This is a genomic window from Amycolatopsis sp. NBRC 101858 (assembly GCF_030269325.1).
Taxonomy (GTDB): domain Bacteria; phylum Actinomycetota; class Actinomycetes; order Mycobacteriales; family Pseudonocardiaceae; genus Amycolatopsis; species Amycolatopsis ponsaeliensis.
This window is the reverse complement of record NZ_BSTD01000002.1, coordinates 2,050,988-2,069,913: the sequence shown is the minus strand read 5'-3', so window position 1 is coordinate 2,069,913 and position 18,926 is coordinate 2,050,988. Positions and strand designations below refer to the sequence as shown.

Here is an 18,926-nt window from a genome sequence, read left to right as displayed (position 1 = left end):
GCGGGCCGGGCGTCGCGCGTGGGGGCAATGAACCTGGCGGGGCTGTGGTGAGCGGGCGGCGAGTGCGTTGCGGGCGGAGCGTCGTGCGTGGGGGCAGCGAGCCCGGCGGAGCTGTCGTGAGCAGCACCGGCCTGGCGAGGTTCCCGTGAGCCTGCGCCGGGTTCTCTCCCTCCCCGGCTGGGCCGAACACGTCCGGCTGCTCGCCGGTGCGGCCGGGCTCGACCGTCCACTCGCGACCGTTCAGGCCACTTTGGACGCTTCGCACCTCCCCGCGCCCGGGGAACTCACCGTGGTCGCCCGGCCGGTTGCCGGGACCGACTGGCAGATCGATGCCCTTCTGCGGCGCTGTGCCGATGCCGGGGCCACCGGAGTCCTGCTGCCCGGGACCGCACCGCTCACCGCGTCGCGCCTGCTGGCCGATCGCCTGGCCGTTCCGCTGCTGACCACCGGTGCCGCGCCGCTGGATCTGCTCGTCGAAGCGCGGCTGCTGCTCGCCGCGCCCGAACTCGACCGGGCCGATCTGCTGCTGGCCACCCACCGCGCCCTCGGGGATCGGCTGCGGCCGCCCGAAGAGGTCGTCGCCGTGCTGCGGCGGCTGCTGCGTTCGCCCGTCGCTGTGCTCGACGACCGGGGTGTGCCGCTCGCCGGTGAAGTCGCCGGGCGCGTGCGGCTGGACGAGGCCGTGCCGCAGCGGATCGACGGCCACGACAGCGTCTTCCTGGCCCACCCCGTTCTCCTGCAGCGCCCGGCGATGTGGCTCGCGGCCGAACTGCGGGGGACCGAAGCCGCGCGGGCCGACGTCGTGCCGCCCGCGCTCGCCGTCGCCGCCGGGGCGTTGCAGCGGTGGCTGCTCGCCAACCGGCTCGAACTGGAACGCGACGCGCGCTCCCGCACCGCGTTGCTCGGCGACCTCCTGCGCCTCGACACCGAACCCGGCGCGGACCTGCGCCGCCGCGTCGCCGACGCCGGCTGGCGGCTCGGCGGCTGGCACGTCGGCCTGCACATCGGCGTCCCGGCGGCAGTCGACACGGTCGCGCGCACGCAGGAGGTCATGCGGGCGCTGGACGTCGAGGCGGTCGTCGTCGAGCACGGCGACGGCTGGACCGGCTGGGTCACCTTCGACCACGAGCCCACGGCGGAACGCGTGCGCTCCCTGGCGACCCGGCTCCAGACCGCGCACCGGGCGCTGCGCCTCGGCGCGCACATGGGGGTCGGGCGGCCGCACCCGCGGCCGGAGGGGCTGGCGGCGACCGTCGCGGAGGCCCTCGACGCGGCCCGGCTCGCCGCGACCCGGCCCGAGACCGGTCACTTCCTGCACGTCGACCAGCTCGGGATGGCTCAGCTGCTGCTGGAGTGGACCCGCACGGACACGTTCGAGCCCGCGGCCCGAGCACTCGTCGCGCCGCTGCGGGACGCGCCGGGCGAGCTGGTCCGGACCCTCGCCGCCTACCTCGACGCGGAGTCGTCGATCGCCGAGACCGCCACCGTGCTGGGCGTGCACCGCAACACCGTGGCGGCCCGGATCGCGCGGATCGAGCAGCTGCTCGGGGTGGACCTGTCCCGCCCGGACGAGAGGCTGGCGCTGCACCTCGCGTCCCGGGCGGTGATCCTGGCGGAGGAGTGACTAGTCGTCGTCCCCGCCGCCGGTGACGTTGCCGATGCTGGCGGGCACGCCCTTGATCATGTCGACGACGGTCTTGCCGGCCAGGCCCGACTTGCCGAACCACGGGTCGGTCATGATCTTGATGGCCGACTCGAACTTCTCGGCGCCTTCCTTGCCGAAGACCTTGCCGAGCTGCTCGACGGAGAAGTTGTTGATCTTGTCGAACTTCTGCAGGATCTCGGGCGTGACACCGTCCACCTTGGACAGCTTGTCCTTGATGACCGCGGTCATCTGGTCGGTGAACGGCTTGTGCGGCTTGGGATCCGGGGTCGGCGCCGGGGTGGCGTCCGGCTTCGGGTCCGGAGTGGCGTCGGGCTTCGGTTCCGGCGTGGTCGAGGACGACGACGGCGCGGGTTCCGGCTTGGGCTCGGGCTTGGGTTCCGGCTTGGGTTCCGGGGTCGCCGAGGACGGCTTGGGTTCCGGCTTGGGCTCGGGGGTGGTGTCGGGCTTGGGCTCGGGCTTCGGTTCCGGGGTGGCCGAGGACGACGACGGCGCGGGCTCCGGCTTGGGCTCCGGTGTCGTGTCGGGCTTCGGTTCCGGCGTGGTGTCCGGCTTGGGCTCGGGCTTCGGCTCCGGGGCGGCCGACGACGGCGTGGTGTCCGGCTTCGGCTCCGGTTTGGGATCGGGCTTGGGTTCCGGCTTCGGCTCGGGGGTCGCCGAGGACGACGACGGCGCGGGCTCGGGCTTCGGCTCGGGCTTGGGTTCCGGGGTCGTGTCCGGCTTGGGCTCGGGCTTCGGTTCCGGCGTGGCCGACGACGGCGTGGTGTCGGGCTTGGGCTCGGGTGTCGTGTCCGGCTTGGGCTCGGGCTTCGGCTCCGGCGTCGCCGACGACGGGGTCGTGTCCGGCTTCGGCGTGGGCGTCGAGTCCGGCTTCGGCAACGGGGTCGCGTCCGGCTTGGGGGTCGGGGTCGGCGTCAGGCTGCTCGTCGGGGGCTTCGCGCCCGCGATCTCGTCGCCCGCCTTGCCCATCTTCGCCAGCGCCTTCACCAGGTCGCCGAGCTTGCGGCCCAGCTGGACGAGCTTCGCGCCGATCTTGCCCAGCGCCGTGGCCACCGTGCCGATCGTGGTGCCGATGAAGATCGCGATCGACGCGCCGAACGTCACCGGGGCCAGCGCCGCCGCGATCAGGGCGCCCTTGATGATCGTCGCCAGGAGCATCGCGATCAGGTCGCGGAAGATGCCGCGGAACGCGCCGACGATGCCGCCGGCGATCTTCATGTTCTTGCCGGCCTGGTCGAGGTAGCCGCCGAGGGAGGTGAGCTGCTCGGTGACCGCGTCCATGTCCTTCTTGAACTGGTCCGCGGCGTTGCCGGACCAGTCCTTCATGAGCGTCTCGATCGCCGACTGGTGGTCGGTCGACCACTGCTCCAGCTTCTTCTTCTCGGCCGAGAGCGCCTCGGCGGCCGCGTTGATGCCGATGGGGTCACCCATCAGGATGTCCAGCGGCCACCGCAGGATCGTGATGTGCTCGATGAGCCAGCCGATCCCGGCGGTGAGCAGGCTGCCGATCGGGTCCAGCACGAGACCGATGGTCTCCAGCGCCATGCCCGCCGCGCCGATGCCGATCGCGACCTGGTCGTTCTCCTTGACGGCCTTGTCCAGGCCGATCGCCGCTTCGAAGAACCCGGCACCGGCGGAGGCGTTGTCGCTGTTGAAGAGTTCGGAGCCGTGGAGGCTGACGTCCTTGCTCTTGTAGTCGTCGCCCACTACTCGAACCTCACGATCGAATCGACGGCGTCCTGTTCGCCCGACTGGTAGCGCTTCGCGGCCTCGGCGACCTTGTCGGAGAACTCGCCGATGGTCTTGGCGTAGTCGCCGAACTGGTGGTGCGCCTTGTCGGTCCACGTGCTCGCGCCCGCCGCCATCAGCTGGCACGCCGGGTTGATGCCGAACATGCCGGGGTCGCACGTCATGCCGCCGACCAGGTCGGCCGTGCCCTGCAGGTTGCTCTGGAGCTCGTCGAGGTGCTTGCCGAAGGTGGCCAGGGGCTCCGAATTGACCCTGAAGCCGCCGCCGCTCACCAGGGGTTCGATTCGTCGTCGGGGTGGTCGTCGGCCGGGGGACGGCGACGCGGGGCGGGCCCGGCGGCCGGCGGGGCCGGCGGTGCGGGCGGCCGCGCCGGGGGAGCGGCCGGCGGCGGGGTCCGCTCGGGCTCGGCGCTCTCCGGCGCCGCGAAGTCGCCGTCGGGCGGCGGGTCCGGCGGCAGGAAGGACCGGACCATGTCGGTCGACTCGCCGTCGCCGTTGATCGTGGAGAAGGAGTCCGCGACGCTGCGGGCGGTCTGGCGCTGCGCTTCGCGCACCGTGCTCATGATCGCCGCGGTCAGCCGTGCGGAGCCCATTTCGGTCGCGCGGTGCCCGAGTTCGAGGTTCGTGAGCGCGCCGTTCGGCGCGAGCGTCACGGTGACCGACCCGTCGCGGGAGCGGACCGTGGCACCGGCCGCGGAAAGCGCTTCGCTCAGCGCCGCCGCCTTCGACTGCATGTCCCGGACCTGACGCTCGAGCAGCAGCTCGAAGTCTTCACCTGGCCCCAGATTGGGTTGCACGAATTCGACTCCTCGCCACGCCGGGGTACAGGGCAACGAGCCCCACGATCGGGCCAGGTTAGCGCACCCCAGGTGTTCATTTCGGGCTAACCGGGAGGATGGCTCGTTTTCTCCCCGAAGTTGCCCTGGAATGCCCTCGATCGGGTTTGACCCGGACCACGCTCCGGGTTGCACGATCGGGGACATGACACGATTGGACGACTACCGGCCGCTGGGCCGCTCCGGGCTGCGGGTCTCGCCGCTCGCGCTGGGCGCGATGACCTTCGGCACCGGCTCCTTCTGCGCCGACGACGACACCGCGCGCAAGATCTTCCGCGCTTACGTCGAGGACGGCGGCAACTTCGTCGACACCGCCGACAACTACAGCGCCGGCCGCAGCGAGGAGCTGGTCGGCGAGTTCCTCCGCGACGTCGGCCGGGACGACGTCGTGCTCGCCACCAAGTACTCCGGGCCCGACTTCAGCGGCGGCGAACCGCGGTCCGACCCGCGCCACCGCAGCAACGGCCGCAAGAACATGGTCGCCTCGCTGGAGGCGTCGCTGCGGCGGCTGCGCGTGGACCACGTCGACCTGTACTGGCTGCACATCTGGGACGGTTTCACCCCGGCCGAAGAGGTCATGGCGGCGTTCGGCGACCTCGTGCGCGCCGGGAAGATCCGCGCCGTGGGCCTCAGCGACGTCCCGGCCTGGTACGCGACGAAGGCCGCCATGCTCGGCGGCCCGCCGGTGACCGCGCTGCAGCTGGAGTACTCCCTGGTCGAGCGGGCGATCGAGGCCGAGCACGTGCCCCTGGCGCGGGAGTTCGGCATCGCGGTCCAGCCGTGGGGCGCGATCGGCGGCGGGTTCCTGTCCGGCAAGTACACCCGCGACGGCGGTGGGGCGGGACGGCTCGCCGAGGGCGCGCCCTACCGCTCGCTGCCGGAAACGCGCTGGGCCGTGCTGGACGTCGTCCGCGAGGTCGCGGCCGAGGCGGGCGCGACCCCGGCCCAGGTGGCGCTGCACTGGGTGACGCGCCGGCCGGGCATGCCCGCGCCGCTGATCGGCGCCCGGTCCCCGGAGCAGCTCGCCGAAACCGTCGGCGCGCTCGGGCTCGACCTCACCGAGGCCCAGCTCGACCGGCTCACCGCGGTCAGCGCGCCGGAACTGCCGTTCCCGCACGGCATCCTGGCCCGGCTCAACGCCGGGCTGCCGGGCTAGCCGCGTCCGTGGTGGCCGCCGCCGCTGTCGTCGGCGACCGTGTCGGCGTGCGGCTCACCGGCGAGGCACGTCACGACCGTCACGTTCTCGGTCCCGCCGTTCTTGAACTTCACCGACGCGGTGGCGGCCGGGCCGGGGGAGACGTCGTCGGTGCGCCAGCCCGGGTCCGGGCTCCACGACATCAGCTCGATCCGGTCCCCGGTGCACTTCGCGACCAGGCGGCCGCCGGGGACGGTCAGGCCGCGCGGCGCCGGGGCGCTCGACGACGTCGTGGTCGAGGCCGGGGCCACTGGTGTCGTGCTCGTCGGCACGGTTGCCAGCGCGCGAGCCACGTCGTCCTGCGACAGCGGCTGGTTCTGCGGGCCGAGGATGCCCGCGCCGACGACGTCGAGGGCCACCGTGCCGGCGCCCGCGGTGACCGCGGCGGCCAGCAGCCAGCCCCCGCTCATCAGCAGTCCGCGCCTGGTCACCCGTCCACTGTGCCATCCGGGCGGGTTAACGTGCGGCTAAGACGCCCTTAGCGTTCGCCAGGAGCCCGGCGAAGCGGCGTCGCGTGTGTAGCCTCCCGGGAATGGCGACCGTGCTGCTCGTCGAGGACGACCCGACCATCCGCACGGCCGTGCTGCGCGCGCTGGGCGAGCGGGGGCACACGGTGACCTCGGCGCCGACCGCGATGGCCGGGCTGCAGGCGGCGGTCACCGACCGGCCCGACGTCGTCCTGCTCGACCTGGGGCTGCCCGACCTCGACGGCCGCGAGGTGCTGCGGATGGTGCGGGCGGTCAGCGCGGTGCCGATCATCGTGGTCACCGCCCGGGGCGCGGAGGAGGAGATCGTCCGGCTGCTCGACGCCGGTGCCGACGACTACGTGGTCAAGCCGTTCGGCGGCGCCCAGCTCGACGCGCGGATCCGCGCCGTGCTGCGGCGGGCCGAGCCGGAGGAGACGACGGCCCCGGTCGTCGTCGGCGGCCTGTCGGTCGACGCGCGGACGCGGCAGGCGGCCCTCGACGGCGCGCCGCTGGACCTCACCCCGCGCGAGTTCGACCTCCTGCACTACCTCGCGACCCGGGCCGGGACCGTGGTGAGCAAGCGCGAGCTGCTCGCCGACGTCTGGAAGCTGCCCTACGCCGGCGCGGACAAGACGGTCGACGTCCACCTGTCGTGGCTGCGGCGCAAGCTCGGCGAGACCGCGCAGGAGCCGCGGTACCTGCACACCGTCCGGCGGGTCGGCGTCCGGCTGGCCGAACCGGAGGGCCCGGCGTGAGGAAGCGGCTCGCGGTGCTGGTCGCGGCCGCGATGAGCCTGGTGCTCGTCGCGTTCCTGGTGCCGCTGGCGATCCTGCTGCGGTCGGTCACCGCGGACCGCGCGGTCACCGCCGCGACGGCGAAGGCGCAGTCGCTGACGTCCCTGGTGGCGACGTCCGACGCGGCGTCGCTGCGCCCGGCGGTCGACCAGCTCAACACGACCGCGGGCCACCCGGTGACGGTGTTCCTGCCGGACGGGACCGTGCTCGGCGCGCCCACCCCGCGCACCCCGGGCGTCGCCCTGGCCGCGGCGCAGGGCAGCAGCCTGACCGTGGAGGACGCCGGTGGCCGCGAAATCCTCGTCGCGGTCCAGGGCCTGCCTCGCGGGACTGCCGTCGTGCGCGCGTTCGTCGAGCGGGCCGAGCTGACCCGCGGACTGGGGGCGGCCTGGCTGGTGCTGGCCGGGCTGGGCGTGGTGCTGCTGGCGCTCGGGGTGTTCGTCGCCGACCGGCTGGCCCGCTCGATCGTCCGGCCGGTGCACGAGCTCGCGGCGGTGTCGCGCCGGCTCGCCGAGGGTGACCTCGACGCCCGGGCGCGCCCCGGTGGGCCGGGGGAGGTGCGGTCGGTCGCCGCTGCGCTCAACCTGCTGGCCGCGCGGATCCGGGACCTGGTGCGGCAGGAACGCGAGGCCGTCGCGGACATCTCGCACCGCCTGCGGACGCCGTTGACCGTGCTGCGGCTGGACGCCGAGTCGCTGGCCGATCCCGCCGAGGCCGAGCGGATCACCGGCCACGCGGAAAGCCTGGAGCGCCAGGTCACTGCGTTGATCGACCAGGCGCGGGCGCGGGATTCGGCGCCCGGCTCGTGCGACGCGGTTGCGGTCGTCCGCGCACGGGCCGAGTTCTGGTCGGTGCTCGCGCAGGACCAGGACCGCGCGGCGACGGTCTCGCTCGACGACGGTCCGCTGCCGGTCGCGGTCGGCGAGGCGGAGCTGGCCGCGAGCCTGGATGCGTTGCTGGGCAACGTTTTCGCGCACACGCCGGAGGGGACGGCCTACGCGATCCGGCTCACGGCCACCCCGGACGGCGCCCGGCTGGAGGTCACGGACGAGGGGCCGGGCTTCGACGAGGGTGAGCGGGGGGCGAGCGGCGCCGGGTCGACCGGGCTCGGGCTGGACATCGCCCGCCAGACGGCCCGTGCGTCCGGCGGGGAGTTCACGGTCACCCGCGGACCGGGGGCGCGGATCGTGCTGGACCTCGGGAAGGCTTTAGGGATGCCTTAAGCGTCGCGCAGCGCGCCGCTATGGCCGGGCGCGTGATGCTTCTTTCGTTGTCGGAGAACGAGAAGGAGCAGACATGCGCAAGATTCTGGTGATCGCGGCGGCCGGCGCGGCACTCGCGGTGGGCGGGACGACGGCGGCTTTGGCGCAGTCCGGAGCCGACGACGGCACGCGGGTGCCCACGTCCGCCGAGGCCACCACAACGAGCGAACCCTCGGCCACGGAAACCACGCGAAGCAGCGAAGCCACGGTTTCGCCGAGCGCGAGCCGCCCGGCGCCGAGCACCTACCCGACCCGGACCGCGCCGAGCACGTACCCGACGCGCACCCACGACCTCGGCGACGACCACGGCGGCCGAGGCACCGAGCCGGGCGACGACCACGGCCGTCACCACGAGGCCGGAGACGACCACGGCGGCCGGGGCAACGAGCCGGGCGACGACCACGGCGGCCACCACGAGGCCGGCGACGACCACGTCGGCCGCGGCTGACCGGTCCACAGTGGACGGCACGCGTGCCTGAACGGTCGGCTCGCGTGCTTGGAGGGTCGGCTTGCGTGCTTGGAGGGTCGGCTCGCGTGTTTGGAGGGTCGGCACGCGTGATTGGGCGGACGACACGGCGGTAGCCGGCGTGTCGTCCGCCGGGCGTGTCAGGACTCGGCGGGGCCCGCGGTCACCGCGCCGACGGTCAGGCCGTGCGCCTCGGCCGATGCGTCGAGCGGGCCCTGGTTCCACGGCAGCGTGATCGCCGGGTCGCTGGTGTCGCCGCGCGGGGTGGTCGTCTGGGGCGCGGTCACCGTGACGCTCGCCGGGCGGACCTGGTTCTCCGGGGCCTCGATCCCGGTCCAGTGCAGCATCATCGACGCGGGCGCGCCGTCGGCGACCGTGACCGGCGGCGCGTCGGCGGCGGCCGGGTCCGCGGTCACCGTCACGCCGGGCGCGCCGGACAACACCAGCGGCAGCGCGCCCTGCAGCGTGCACGACTCACCCGGCTTCGCGGTGAACTCGACCGACGCGTAGCGCTGGCCCGCACCCGGGGACCCGGCGACGAGCGTCGTGTCGATCTGCGAAGAGGTGCAGTTGAAGTCGGTCGGCATCGCGGAGGCGGTCCCGGCCGTGGCGGCGACGGCGGTCGCGGCGGCGCCGGTCACGGCGAGGGCGGTGAGCGTACGGCGAACGGACATCAGAGGAACCCCTTCCTGTGGCAGTACTTCGCGTTCACAGGAAAAGATGCCCAAGACTCGATCAGGTTAGCTCCGAAGTGCGATTGCCCGCACAAAAGCAACCCCGAGTGATCTTGAACGTCCCCCTAACGAGCAGCTGTGGCCGCCCGCTCGATCTCCGCGTACCGCGCCGTCCAGAACTCGCTGTCCCGGGAGGGGGCGCTGGTCGCCCCGTCCAGCTGTTCTCGCAGGATGTCGGCGTGCCCGGCGTGCCGGTTGGTCTCGGTGAGCACGTGCACCATGACGTTGAACAGCAGCACATCCGGCCGCGGCCACCACGGCACGTGCCCCGGCGCGTCGACCTCGAGTGCGTCGATCGTCGCGTCGGAGTGCTCCGCGACGCGGCGGTAGCGGGCCACGATCTCCGTGCGGGTCTCCTCCGGAGTCGCCCAGAAGTCCCGGCCGCGCGCTTCGAGGTCGTCCCAGCGAGGCAGCGGCTCGGGGAACGGCCGGCCGAACACCTCGCCCAGGTACCGGGTCTCCCACAGGGCCAGGTGCTTCACCAGGCCGAGCAGGTTGGTCCCGGTCGCGGTCAGCGGGCGGCGCACGGAGTACTCGTCCAGCCCGTCGAGCTTCTCCAGCACCGCCTCGCGGGCCTCGCGCAGATCGTCGTGCAGATACCGTTTCGCGAAGTCGTCGATCACCCTTCCGAGCGTGCCAGATCAGCCCACCGGCACGCCACGCACCGCGACCGGCCCGCGCGTCGGGTCCAGCTCGGCCGCCTGGTCCACTCCGGACGGCGTCAGCACGTCGAACGCCTTCGGTGCCGTCGCCGGGTCCGCCGCGCAGATCGGCGCCGTGCCGCCGGCCGCGCACAGGCCGAACGTGTACTGCCCCGCCGTCGGCGTGAACGGCCGCGCCTGGTCGGGGGAGTTGCCGTCCTGCCCGGTCAGCACGACCGCGAACGTCCAGCCGGCGGCCGGTGTCCCGAACGCCGACTTCGCCACGCTCACCGTGATGTACCGCGTCGCCTGCGAAGCCTGCACGGACGGCGTCGCCAGTGAAGCGCCCGAAGCATCGACGAGCGCCGGGTCGGCGAAGCCCTGGACCTCGAGGCGCCGGCTCCACGCGTCCGAAGCCGCGATCGAGTACGCGCGGCTCGGGAACGGCGCCGCGGTCGACGTCGCCGTCGCGGCCGGGTCGTGCGCGTAGATCGTCAGCAGCTGTGCGCCCAGCGGCGAGCCGAAGGTCGGGGACAGATCACGGACCTGGGCGCGGAACACGAGGTTCGTGCCCGAGTCGATGACCTGGAACCGCTGCAGGTCGAACGCGCCCGCGTGGAAGTCGCCCGCCGTCGGGTAGGTGTACGTGCCCGGGCCGTTGTCGTCGCCGTCCGGGTCGGCCGCGTCGAGCAGGACCGTGCCGGTGACGAAGTCCGAGCTGATCGTCTTCTGCGCGTATCCGGTCCCATTGCCGGAGGTCGCGGTCGCGGTGACGACGTTCGCGCCCAGCGGCGTCGGCACCGTCGCGCTGAACGTCCCGGCCGCCGTCGCCCGGGTCGACAGCACCGACGTCGTCCCCGCGTCGGTGGCCGACACGGCGAGATCGACCCGGCTGCCCGCAGGTGCGGTGCCGGTGACCGCCGCGGTCGCGGTCGACACCGACGCCGGGGCGTCGAGGCTGACCGTCAGCGCCGCGGGCGGTGCTTGCGTGACGTACCGGGCGCGGACGTCGGCGGGCTGTTCGGTCAGCCGTCCGTCGTCCAGGGCCCGGGCCAGGCGCACCGACTGCGACTGCGCCCAGCTCAGCGGCGCGACCGAACCGGCGGGCTGCCCGGGGGCGAACCCGATCGACGCCGTGCGCGGGTCCGAGCCGTAGGGCGACGCCGGCACCGCCGGGTTTTCCCACGCCTGCTCGGGAATCAGCCCGGTGCCGCCGGTCTGGGCCCGCATGGCGCGCAGCAGCGCCGCGGCGCCGGCGCGATCGCCGGTCTGCACGGCCTGTTCGCCGCGTTCACCGGCGAGCACCGGCCAGAGGTGCCCGGACCCGGTGTTCGGCCCCGGCCACGGTGCCCCGGTCGGCGCGCAGTTCGTCGGGTCGGGCTCGTAGCAGTCGCCGTAGCCGTCCTCGCTGCCCGCCGCGGAAGTGCCGTAGCGGTACCAGCCCGGCCCGGCCGGGGTGTCCCGCTTGATCACCCGGTCCACGACGGCGAGCGACGCCGTGACGTCCGGGTCGTTCGCCGGCAGCACGCCGAGGCGCGTCAGCTCGAGGAACCCGGCGTCGACGACCGCGCGCTGGTCGGCGTCGACCGAGCCGTTCCCGAGGTTGTAGATCCATTCGGAGTTCGGGTCGCCGTTCTTGGTCAGGCGCAGGAAGTACCGGCCGCCGTACGGCCCGTTCGACGTCACCGTCCAGCCCTTGATGCTGCGCTGGAAGTGGTCCGCGGTGGCCCGGTAGACGCGGGCGCGCGCCGGGTCGCCGTTGCGGTCGGCGATCACTCCGGCGGCGACGAGCCCGGCGATCTCGGCGGCGATCGTCGAGGGGGAGTAGCCGCCCTGTTCTTCCCAGCGCTCGGAGCCGAACGACGGGCCGTGCGCGACGACGAAGTCCGCCGCCGCGCGGATGTGGCCGGTGTAGAGCGTGCGGTCGCGGTCGAGCCCCGCCTGCAACGCCATCAGGATCGGGTACGCGCTCTCGTCGAGCTGGTCGCCGCCGGAGTCGGGCGCCTTCTTGCCGTTGAGCATGGAGTTGCGCGGGAAGCGGCCATCGGGCTGCTGTTGCCGGCTGAACAACCACCGGACGCTGGCTCGCGCCGTCTCGCGGTCACCCGCGGCGAGCAGGCCCGAGAAGCTTTCGTAGAGGTCGCGGGCGAAGATCTCGCGGTAGGAACCGAAGTAGACGGGCTTGCCGCCGGGCGCGTCGCCCGCGGAAACCGCCTGGCCCCAAGGGCTGCCGAGCGAGGCGACCACCGCGCCGGGGAACGTCTTGTCCTCACTGGCCTTCAGCACGTTGACCGACTGGTAGTAGGCGTCCGAGTCCTTGCCGTGCAAGGGAACCAGCCGGTTGTCGTAGTCGCGCCAGCCGCGCGCGTAGTCGCGGTAGCTCTGGTCGAACGGCGTGCGCAGGCTCGCGCCGGCGGTCTGGACCGCCGCGCGCGCGTCCGGGCCGAAGCCCAGCGCCAGCACGGCCGGGCGGCGCGGCTCGAGGTCCAGCTGCGCGGTCTGCACGACGTTGCCGTTCACCGCCGACGACGTCCGGTCGGTCAACCGGTGGTCGCGGTCGAGCTGGGCCAGCCCGTCGCCGGCGGTGCCGACGAACCCGCTGGACGTGTTCAGGAACCGGCGGTCGGCGCGCAGCGCGGCGGCCAGCGGGGTGGCGTAGTCGCGGGCCGGCGCGCTCGACACCGTGTTCGGGTCGGCGCTGACCAGCGCGCTCGTCGCCGCGTCGACGGTCGCGGTGTCCCCGCCGCCGTTCGCCGGGCCACCCCCGCCGTTGCCGTTGATGCTCGCGTCGAACCGCACGTAGACCTTGAGGTCGCGGCCGGACCCCCGCAGCGGGTCCAGGCGCGTCCGGATGAGCACGCCGGTCCGGGCCGGGTCGGTCAGGTACTCGGTCACCAGCCGGTACTTGCCGCTGCGCGGGGTCGACGTCACCTCGCAGGCCATCCCGCCCGCGCTGGTGCGGACGGTGTAGGTCATGTCCCGCGCCTGCAGGTCGGTGAACGTGGCGCCGTCGGTGACGGCGAACTGCAGCGTCTCGACGTTCGTGTTGTCGATCACCGGCGCGTACACATCGGACAGCACGCCACCCGCCACGGTGAACCACGCCTTGCTCGTCGTGTTCCGCGCGGTGCCCAGGCAGTCCTTGCGGGCCAGCCCGAAGTGCGAGAGAGCTCCCGGACCGGGAGCCGGGGCGGCAGCGGCGGCTGCCGGTGCGGGCAGGAGGGCGGCGGCCAGCACCGCGCACAGCACCACGGACGACGTCGACCGAGTCATCCGCCCATCCGATCACGCCGGCCCGCGGCGCACCAGAGCCGAACGCAGCAGGGAAAGTCGTTACCCGTGATTGAGAAATCCGACCGGTGGGTAGCAAACCCACAGTCCCCCGAGGAGGTGAACGTGGAAGAGCACGGAGCGGACGGCTGGCGGTACCGCGGCACGGTTTCGCCACGGACTCTGCCGAGCTTGCGCCGGCACCTCGTGTCGTGGCTGCGCAGACGTGCCGGTGACGAGGTCGGCAGGCAGGCCGACGACGTCGTGCTGGCCTGCTGGGAAGCGATGGCGAACGTGCTGGACCACGCCTACCACGGCCGGCCGGGGCTGATCGACGTCCGGGCGCGGATCGACGAGGACGTGCTGATCGTCACCGTCGCCGACCAGGGACGCTGGACCACGATCGCGGAGCGGTCCGACGGCGGCCGCGGGCTGCGGCTGATCCAGGCGCTGGTCGACGGCCTGGACCTCCGCTCGACCGACGACGGCACGGTGATCACGCTGACCTGGCCGTTCCCGGTCCGGCGCACCGCGTGAACCTCAGCCGGCCGAGAGGCTTTCGACGAACCGGGTCGCGACGTCCCGGAGCTTCACGTTGGTGTGCTGCGACTCCGCGATCAGGCGCTTCATGGCCTCGTCGGCGGTGATCCCGTGCACGGCCATGAGGATGCCCTTGGCCTGCTCGATCACCGCCCGCGAGCTCATCGCCAGCTCGAGCTCGGCGGCGCGCTGCCGGGCCCGGTGGTAGCGGCGCGTGGTGCGCAGTCCGAACGAGACGATCGTGGTGTAGAGCCGCAGCATCCGTGAGTCCGTCTCGGCGAAGCCGTGGTCCCCGTAGCCGAAGAGGTTGAGCGCGCCGGCGAGGGTGCCGTCCACGCGCAGCGGCGCGGCGAGGTAGCTGCCGACGCCGAGGCTCAGCGCGTGCGAGGTGAACTCGGGCCACAGCGCGCCGGCGGTGGCGAGCGGCAGCCGGACGATCTCGCCGCTCTCGGCCGCCCGCAGGCACGGGCCCTCGCCCGCCGCGTACTGGACGCGGTCGATGTCGACGGCGCGGTCGTCGGTGGAGGCGGCGGTTTCCGGCCGGCCGTCGCGGATCGCGGTGATGCTGGCCATGTCGGCCCCGGGCACGGCGCGGACGGCTTCGGCGCAGACGACGTCGAGGATCTCCGCCTCGGAGGGTTCGGTCTCCAGGGCACCCGTGAGGTCCGCCATGGCGGCGGTCAGCTCGTCGAGGTGCTCCGACGGGATGGGATCACCGGTCACTGCGCTCACTCCCGTCCCGAGTTCCTGCGCGAACCTTACCCGCGGGCGGAACGGGCCCGGTGAGCCAGGAGGGAGCGGTGGCACCGGCCCGAGGCTCACTGCTGAACGTCGTGGGTTGGCGCCGGGAACCACCTCGCGGCGACCTGGCGGCACAACCCACCCCGCGGCCGTCGCTGACCGTCGCATACCCGGTACGGAGCGGGTCAACCCTTCAGCGGATGGTGACTTTCGCGGCTTCGGTGAAACCCGAGACCCGCAGGACGCGTTCGAGCAACCGGGGTGCGATCAGGCGCAGGTCGTGGGCCGCGGCGCGGTCGAACAGGGCCGCGATGCCCGCGCTGTCGAGGTAGGTCGCCCCGGTCAGGTCGACGGTCAGGGCGGTCCCGGCCGCGAGCTCGCGGTCCAGGGCGGCCCCGAACTCGGCCGCGTTGCCCATGTCGATCTCACCGGTCACGGTCAGGATCCGGTCCCCGTCGTCGCCCGCCGAGGCGACCAGCGTGAGTGCCGTCGTCACGAACCGATTCTCCATTCCAGCGTGACGGTGGTGCCAGTCGTGTCGTGCTGCACCGCGACCGTGTCGGCCAGTGCTTCCATCATCGGCATCCCGCGACCGCGCAGGACGTGGTTGTCCGGGGGCGGCCGCTTCCAGTGGCCGTGGTCGGTCACCGTGACCAGCAGCTGCGAACCGGCGAAGCGGGCCGAGAGGTGCGCGTTGCCCGAGTCTTCGGGATAAGCGTGCTCGACGGCGTTCGCGCAGGCCTCGCCGGTGGCGACGAGCACGTCCTGCGCGAGGTCTTCGCCGAGCGAAGCCGTGCCCAGCCACGCACGCAGCCAGTGGCGCGTCGAGGCGAGGCTGTCCGGGTGCGCCGGGAAGTCCAGCTCCAGCGGCGGTACCGACCGGCGGTAGAGCAGCAGCGCGACGTCGTCCTCGTACCCGTCCGCCGGCCGGAGCCCGGTCATCAGCGCCGCCGCCAGGTCGGCGAGGTCGGCGTCCCGCGCGTCGTGGGCGGCCGAGGTGGCCCGGTCGATGCCGTCGTCCAGGGACTCGCGGCGGCGTTCGACGAGGCCGTCGGTGTAGAGCATCAGCAGCGAGCCGACCGGGACGACCGCCGTGGCCTCCGGGCGCGTGGCGGGGACGCGGACCGCGAGCGGCACGCTGCCGCCCGCGTCGAGGAACTCCGCCGAGCCGTCGCGGTGCACCAGCGTGGCCGGCGGGTGGCCGGCGCTGCTGTAGGTGAGCGCGCCGGTGGCGGGGTCGAGGATCCCGCAGAAGACGGTGGTGCACAGGGCACCCGGCAGCCGGTCGGCGAAGCGGTCGAGGGTGGTCAGGGTGTGCGCCGGGCCGTTCGCCTCCAGCAGCAGCGCGCGGCAGGCACTGCGCAGCTGGCCCATCACCGTGGCCGCGGCGAGTCCCCGGCCGACGCAGTCGCCCACGACGATGCCGATCCGGTCACCGGACAGGGGGACGACGTCGTACCAGTCGCCGCCGACCTCCAGCGGCGGGTTCGCCGGTTCGTAGCGCACCGCGAAGCCGTCGGGCAGCTGGGCCGGTCCGAGGATCGAGCGCTGCAGCGCGATGGCGACCTCGCGCTGCCGGTCGTCGCGGTGGGCGCGGCGCAGGGCGTGCGCCAGCGTCCCGGCCAGCAGCGCCAGCAACGTCCGGTCCTCGGTGCCGAGCGGGCGGCGCGGGTCCGGCTCCACCCAGAGCGTCAGCCGGCCGCCGGGGTGGTCCAGGGTCGCGCCGGCCCCGCCCTCCGCCGGCGTCGCGTGCAGCGCCGGGAGCGTGCGCACTTCGTCGAGCCGCGCGCGCAGCGGCGCGGCGAGGTCCGTCCACTTCCCGTCGGCGGGGTCGGTCGAGGTGAGCTCCGGCTCGCCGTCGTGCGGCCAGGTCACGGCGAGCACGCGTTCGGCCTGCCACAGCTCGCACAGCAGGTCCAGCCCGGTGCGCAGCGCGTCCGGCACCCCGCTGACCCCGGCGAGGCGCTGGTTCATCGCGGCGAGCGCGTTTTCCCGCTGCACGGCGTAGCGCTCCGCGGTGACGTCGCGGATCGTGCCGACGAGCCGGCGGCTGCCCTCGTCGTCGTACAGCTCGTTGTAGGCGATCGCGGCCCACACCCGGTGCCCGGCCCGGTGGCGCAGCGGCAGCACGAAGCTGCCGGCCGGCTCGTTCCGCGCGCGGGCGAAGGCGGCGGCGACCTGCCGGTAGGCGTCGGGGTCGGCGGCGCGGGACGGCCACCACGGGTGCGGCGGCGGGTACGGCAGGCCGGCGGGGCCGAAGCCGAGCAGCTCGGCGCACGCGGCGTTCAGCTCCACGACCCGCCCGTCGGCGTCGCAGACGAAGAAGCCCTCCTGCAGCGAGTCGATCATCGCCGCGCGCCACCGGGAGTGCTGGGTCCGCAGCCGGGCCAGCCGGATGGTCGTGCGGACGCGGGCGATCAGCTCCTGCGCGGAAAACGGCTTCACGAGGTAGTCGTCGGCCCCGGCGGCCAGCCCGTCGACGGCGGCCTCCTGCCCGGCGCGGGCGGACAGCAGCAGCACGGGCACGGCGGCGGTGCGCGGGTCGCGCCGCAGTTCGGTGAGCAGGCCCAGGCCGTCCAGCCGCGGCATCATGACGTCGCTGATGATCAGGTCGGGCGGCTCGCCGGCCGCGGCGGCCAGCGCCTCGACGCCGTCGCGCACCGCGGTCACCGCGTAGTCCTCGCGCAGCAGCCGGACGAGGTAGTCGCGCATGTCGGCGTTGTCGTCGGCGACCAGCACCCGGGCGCCCGTGACCGGGACCGGTGCGACGTCGGGGGTGGGGTCGCCGTCCGGCAGCCAGCGCAGGGCCTCCTGCACGTACGGCTCGGCGGTCTCGGCGTCGATCCCGCCCGCCGGCCGCTCCGGCACGACGTGTTCGGCAGGCAGGTGGCGGGTGCCCAGCGGCAGCCGGATCCGGAACGTCGTGCCGGCGCCGGGTGTGCTCTCCACGGCGATCTCGCCCTGGTGCATGCCGACGAGCTCCCGCACCAGGGCCAGGCCGATCCCGCTGCCCTCGTTGGAGCGCGCCCGCGCCGACGGGATCCGGTGGAACCGCTCGAACAGCCGGGGCAGCTCGGCGGCGTCGATCCCGATCCCGGTGTCGGCCACCGTGACCACCGCGTGGTCACCGTCGAGGTCGGTCGTCACCCGGATCGAGCCGTCGAAGGTGTACTTGACCGCGTTGGAGAGCAGGTTGAGGACGACCTTCTCCCACATCCCGCGGTCGACGTGCACCGGCGGGGCCAGCGGCGGGCAGTCGACCTCGAACCGCAGCCCGGCCCGCTCGACGGCGGCGCGGAACACGCTCGCCAGCTCCGCGGTGAACGCGGCGAGGTCGACCGGTTCGAAGCTGGCCTGCATCCGGCCCGCTTCGATCCGCGAGAAGTCGAGCAGGTTGTTCACCAGCCGGCCCAGCCGCAGCGCGTTGCGGTGGATGACGGCGATCTCTTCCCGGACGCGCTCGTCCGCGTCGCCCAGCGTCCGGTCCAGCTCGGCGACGGGACCGAGGATCAGGGTGAGCGGGGTCCGGAACTCGTGGCTGATGTTGGCGAAGAAGGTGGTCTTCGCGGCGTCCAGCGCGGCCAGGTCCTCCGCGCGCTCCTGCTGCGCCTGGTAGGCGAGCGCGCCGTTGACCAGCGCGGCGGTCTGCTGGGCCACCAGCCCGAGGAACGTCCGGTAGGACTCGTCGAGCGCGTGCCCGGCGCTCGCCGCGAGCACGATCACGCCGGCGGCCTCGGCGTGTCCGGGCAGCGGCAGCACGACCGCCTCGGCGGGCGGGGTGGACCAGGTGCCCGCCGGCAGCTCGCCGAAGGCCGTCAGGTCGGACACGGTGCGCGGAACGCCGTCGGCGAGCACCTCGCCGAGCGGCCACCCGTCGGCGTGCCCGGCGCCGCCGGGGGTGACGGCCGCCAGGGTGACCCCGCCGCCGTCCGCACGGACGTGGATCGCGGCGTAGGGGACGTCGGCACCGGCCCGGCCGAGCACGCCGGTGACCAGCGCGCAGGCCTCGCCGACACTGCGGGCGATGCCGGCCTGGGCGCCGAGCTCGCGCAGGGTCGCCAGCCGCCGTTCGCCGATCACGCGCTCGGTGGTGTCGGTGACCGCGGTGAAGACGGCCCGCACGACGCCTTCGTCGTCGTGGACCGGGCTGTAGGAGTAGGTCCAGTAGGTCTCTTCCCAGTAGCCGTGCCGGTTCATCGGCAGCAGCAGGTCTTCCGACCAGGTCGCCTCGCCGGTGGTCATCACGCCTTCGAGCATCGGGCCGATGATGTGCCAGATCTCGTCCCAGACGTGCGCGCCCGGCTTGTCGAGCGCCGGGTGCTTGGTGCCGAGCAGCGGCAGGTAGGCGTCGTTGTAGAGGAACCGCAGTTCCGGGCCCCACCAGACGATCATCGGGAAGCGCGAGGTGAGGCAGATCCGCACGGCCGTCGTCAGGCTGACCGGCCACGCCGCCGGTTCCCCCAGCGGGGACGCGGTCCAGTCGAACTCGCGCATCCGGGCCGCCATCTGGCTGGTTCCCGGGAAGACGGCGCGCTGGCCGGATTCCTCGCCGACGCTCATCACACTCCA

Annotated in this window: 16 protein-coding genes; 6 read left to right on the top strand and 10 right to left on the bottom strand. The window is 73.7% G+C overall.

The window, feature by feature from the left end; genetic code table 11:
- Nucleotides 1-145: 145 nt before the first annotated feature.
- On the top strand, nt 146-1,624 hold the full coding sequence (locus tag QSK39_RS22605) for a PucR family transcriptional regulator (protein WP_285479762.1): 1,479 nt from the start codon (nt 146-148) through the stop codon (nt 1,622-1,624).
- On the opposite strand, the gene QSK39_RS22600 is transcribed toward QSK39_RS22605, so the two are convergent.
- From QSK39_RS22600 to QSK39_RS22590, 3 genes are read right to left on the bottom strand one after another with little or no spacing between them, the layout of a single operon-like run.
- Nucleotides 1,625-3,370, bottom strand: a complete 1,746-nt coding sequence (locus tag QSK39_RS22600) for a WXG100 family type VII secretion target (protein ID WP_285479761.1) — start codon at nt 3,368-3,370, stop codon at nt 1,625-1,627.
- Nucleotides 3,370-3,684, bottom strand: coding sequence for a hypothetical protein (locus QSK39_RS22595; protein WP_285479760.1), 315 nt, complete (start codon nt 3,682-3,684; stop codon nt 3,370-3,372). Before QSK39_RS22595 ends, QSK39_RS22600 begins: the two co-directional genes overlap by 1 nt.
- Entirely contained in the window at nt 3,681-4,208 is a 528-nt protein-coding gene (locus QSK39_RS22590) for a YbaB/EbfC family nucleoid-associated protein (RefSeq protein WP_285479759.1), read from the bottom strand. Before QSK39_RS22590 ends, QSK39_RS22595 begins: the two co-directional genes overlap by 4 nt.
- A gap of 184 nt (nt 4,209-4,392) precedes the next feature.
- Here QSK39_RS22590 and QSK39_RS22585 point away from each other — a divergent pair, with 184 nt between their 5' ends.
- On the top strand, nt 4,393-5,403 hold the full coding sequence (locus tag QSK39_RS22585; protein ID WP_285479758.1) for an aldo/keto reductase: 1,011 nt from the start codon (nt 4,393-4,395) through the stop codon (nt 5,401-5,403).
- Here the strand turns inward: QSK39_RS22585 and QSK39_RS22580 are convergent.
- On the bottom strand, nt 5,400-5,873 hold the full coding sequence (locus QSK39_RS22580; RefSeq protein ID WP_285479757.1) for a hypothetical protein: 474 nt from the start codon (nt 5,871-5,873) through the stop codon (nt 5,400-5,402). The two genes, QSK39_RS22585 and QSK39_RS22580, sit on opposite strands and share 4 nt — an antisense overlap.
- Before the next feature lie 101 nt (nt 5,874-5,974).
- Here QSK39_RS22580 and QSK39_RS22575 point away from each other — a divergent pair, with 101 nt between their 5' ends.
- From QSK39_RS22575 to QSK39_RS22565, 3 genes are all read left to right on the top strand, one after another.
- Nucleotides 5,975-6,664 carry a response regulator transcription factor gene (locus QSK39_RS22575; RefSeq protein ID WP_285479756.1) on the top strand — a complete coding sequence of 230 codons (690 nt, stop codon included), beginning with the start codon at nt 5,975-5,977 and terminating at the stop codon, nt 6,662-6,664.
- Nucleotides 6,661-7,926, top strand: a complete 1,266-nt coding sequence (locus tag QSK39_RS22570) for a sensor histidine kinase (protein WP_285479755.1) — start codon at nt 6,661-6,663, stop codon at nt 7,924-7,926. The genes QSK39_RS22575 and QSK39_RS22570 overlap by 4 nt, the downstream gene beginning before the upstream one ends.
- Nucleotides 7,927-7,999: 73 nt before the next feature.
- The gene (locus QSK39_RS22565) at nt 8,000-8,413 is read left to right on the top strand and encodes a hypothetical protein (protein ID WP_285479754.1); all 414 of its coding nucleotides are present in this window, start codon (nt 8,000-8,002) and stop codon (nt 8,411-8,413) included.
- Nucleotides 8,414-8,571: 158 nt separating this feature from the next.
- Here the strand turns inward: QSK39_RS22565 and QSK39_RS22560 are convergent, their stop codons facing one another.
- The 3 genes from QSK39_RS22560 to QSK39_RS22550 form a co-directional block, all read right to left on the bottom strand.
- Complete coding sequence (locus QSK39_RS22560) at nt 8,572-9,105, bottom strand: DUF4232 domain-containing protein (RefSeq protein ID WP_285479753.1); 534 nt, start codon at nt 9,103-9,105, stop codon at nt 8,572-8,574.
- Nucleotides 9,106-9,230: 125 nt separating this feature from the next.
- Nucleotides 9,231-9,788: a DinB family protein gene (locus QSK39_RS22555; protein WP_285479752.1), complete on the bottom strand. Its 558-nt coding sequence runs from the start codon at nt 9,786-9,788 to the stop codon at nt 9,231-9,233.
- A gap of 18 nt (nt 9,789-9,806) precedes the next feature.
- A complete protein-coding gene (locus tag QSK39_RS22550) occupies nt 9,807-13,079 on the bottom strand; it encodes a glucodextranase DOMON-like domain-containing protein (protein ID WP_285479751.1) in 3,273 nt (1,090 codons plus the stop codon).
- Nucleotides 13,080-13,202: 123 nt separating this feature from the next.
- Between QSK39_RS22550 and QSK39_RS22545 the strand changes: the two genes are divergently transcribed.
- On the top strand, nt 13,203-13,613 hold the full coding sequence (locus QSK39_RS22545; RefSeq protein ID WP_284742631.1) for an ATP-binding protein: 411 nt from the start codon (nt 13,203-13,205) through the stop codon (nt 13,611-13,613).
- 3 nt (nt 13,614-13,616) lie between these two features.
- Here the strand turns inward: QSK39_RS22545 and QSK39_RS22540 are convergent, their stop codons facing one another.
- The 3 genes from QSK39_RS22540 to QSK39_RS22530 all read right to left on the bottom strand — a co-directional run bounded on the left by QSK39_RS22540 (nt 13,617) and on the right by QSK39_RS22530 (nt 18,917).
- Entirely contained in the window at nt 13,617-14,339 is a 723-nt protein-coding gene (locus QSK39_RS22540; protein ID WP_285479750.1) for a GAF and ANTAR domain-containing protein, read from the bottom strand.
- 211 nt (nt 14,340-14,550) lie between these two features.
- Complete coding sequence (locus tag QSK39_RS22535) at nt 14,551-14,853, bottom strand: STAS domain-containing protein (protein ID WP_285479749.1); 303 nt, start codon at nt 14,851-14,853, stop codon at nt 14,551-14,553.
- The gene (locus tag QSK39_RS22530) at nt 14,850-18,917 is read right to left on the bottom strand and encodes a SpoIIE family protein phosphatase (RefSeq protein WP_285479748.1); all 4,068 of its coding nucleotides are present in this window, start codon (nt 18,915-18,917) and stop codon (nt 14,850-14,852) included. Before QSK39_RS22530 ends, QSK39_RS22535 begins: the two co-directional genes overlap by 4 nt.
- Nucleotides 18,918-18,926 lie beyond the last annotated feature (9 nt).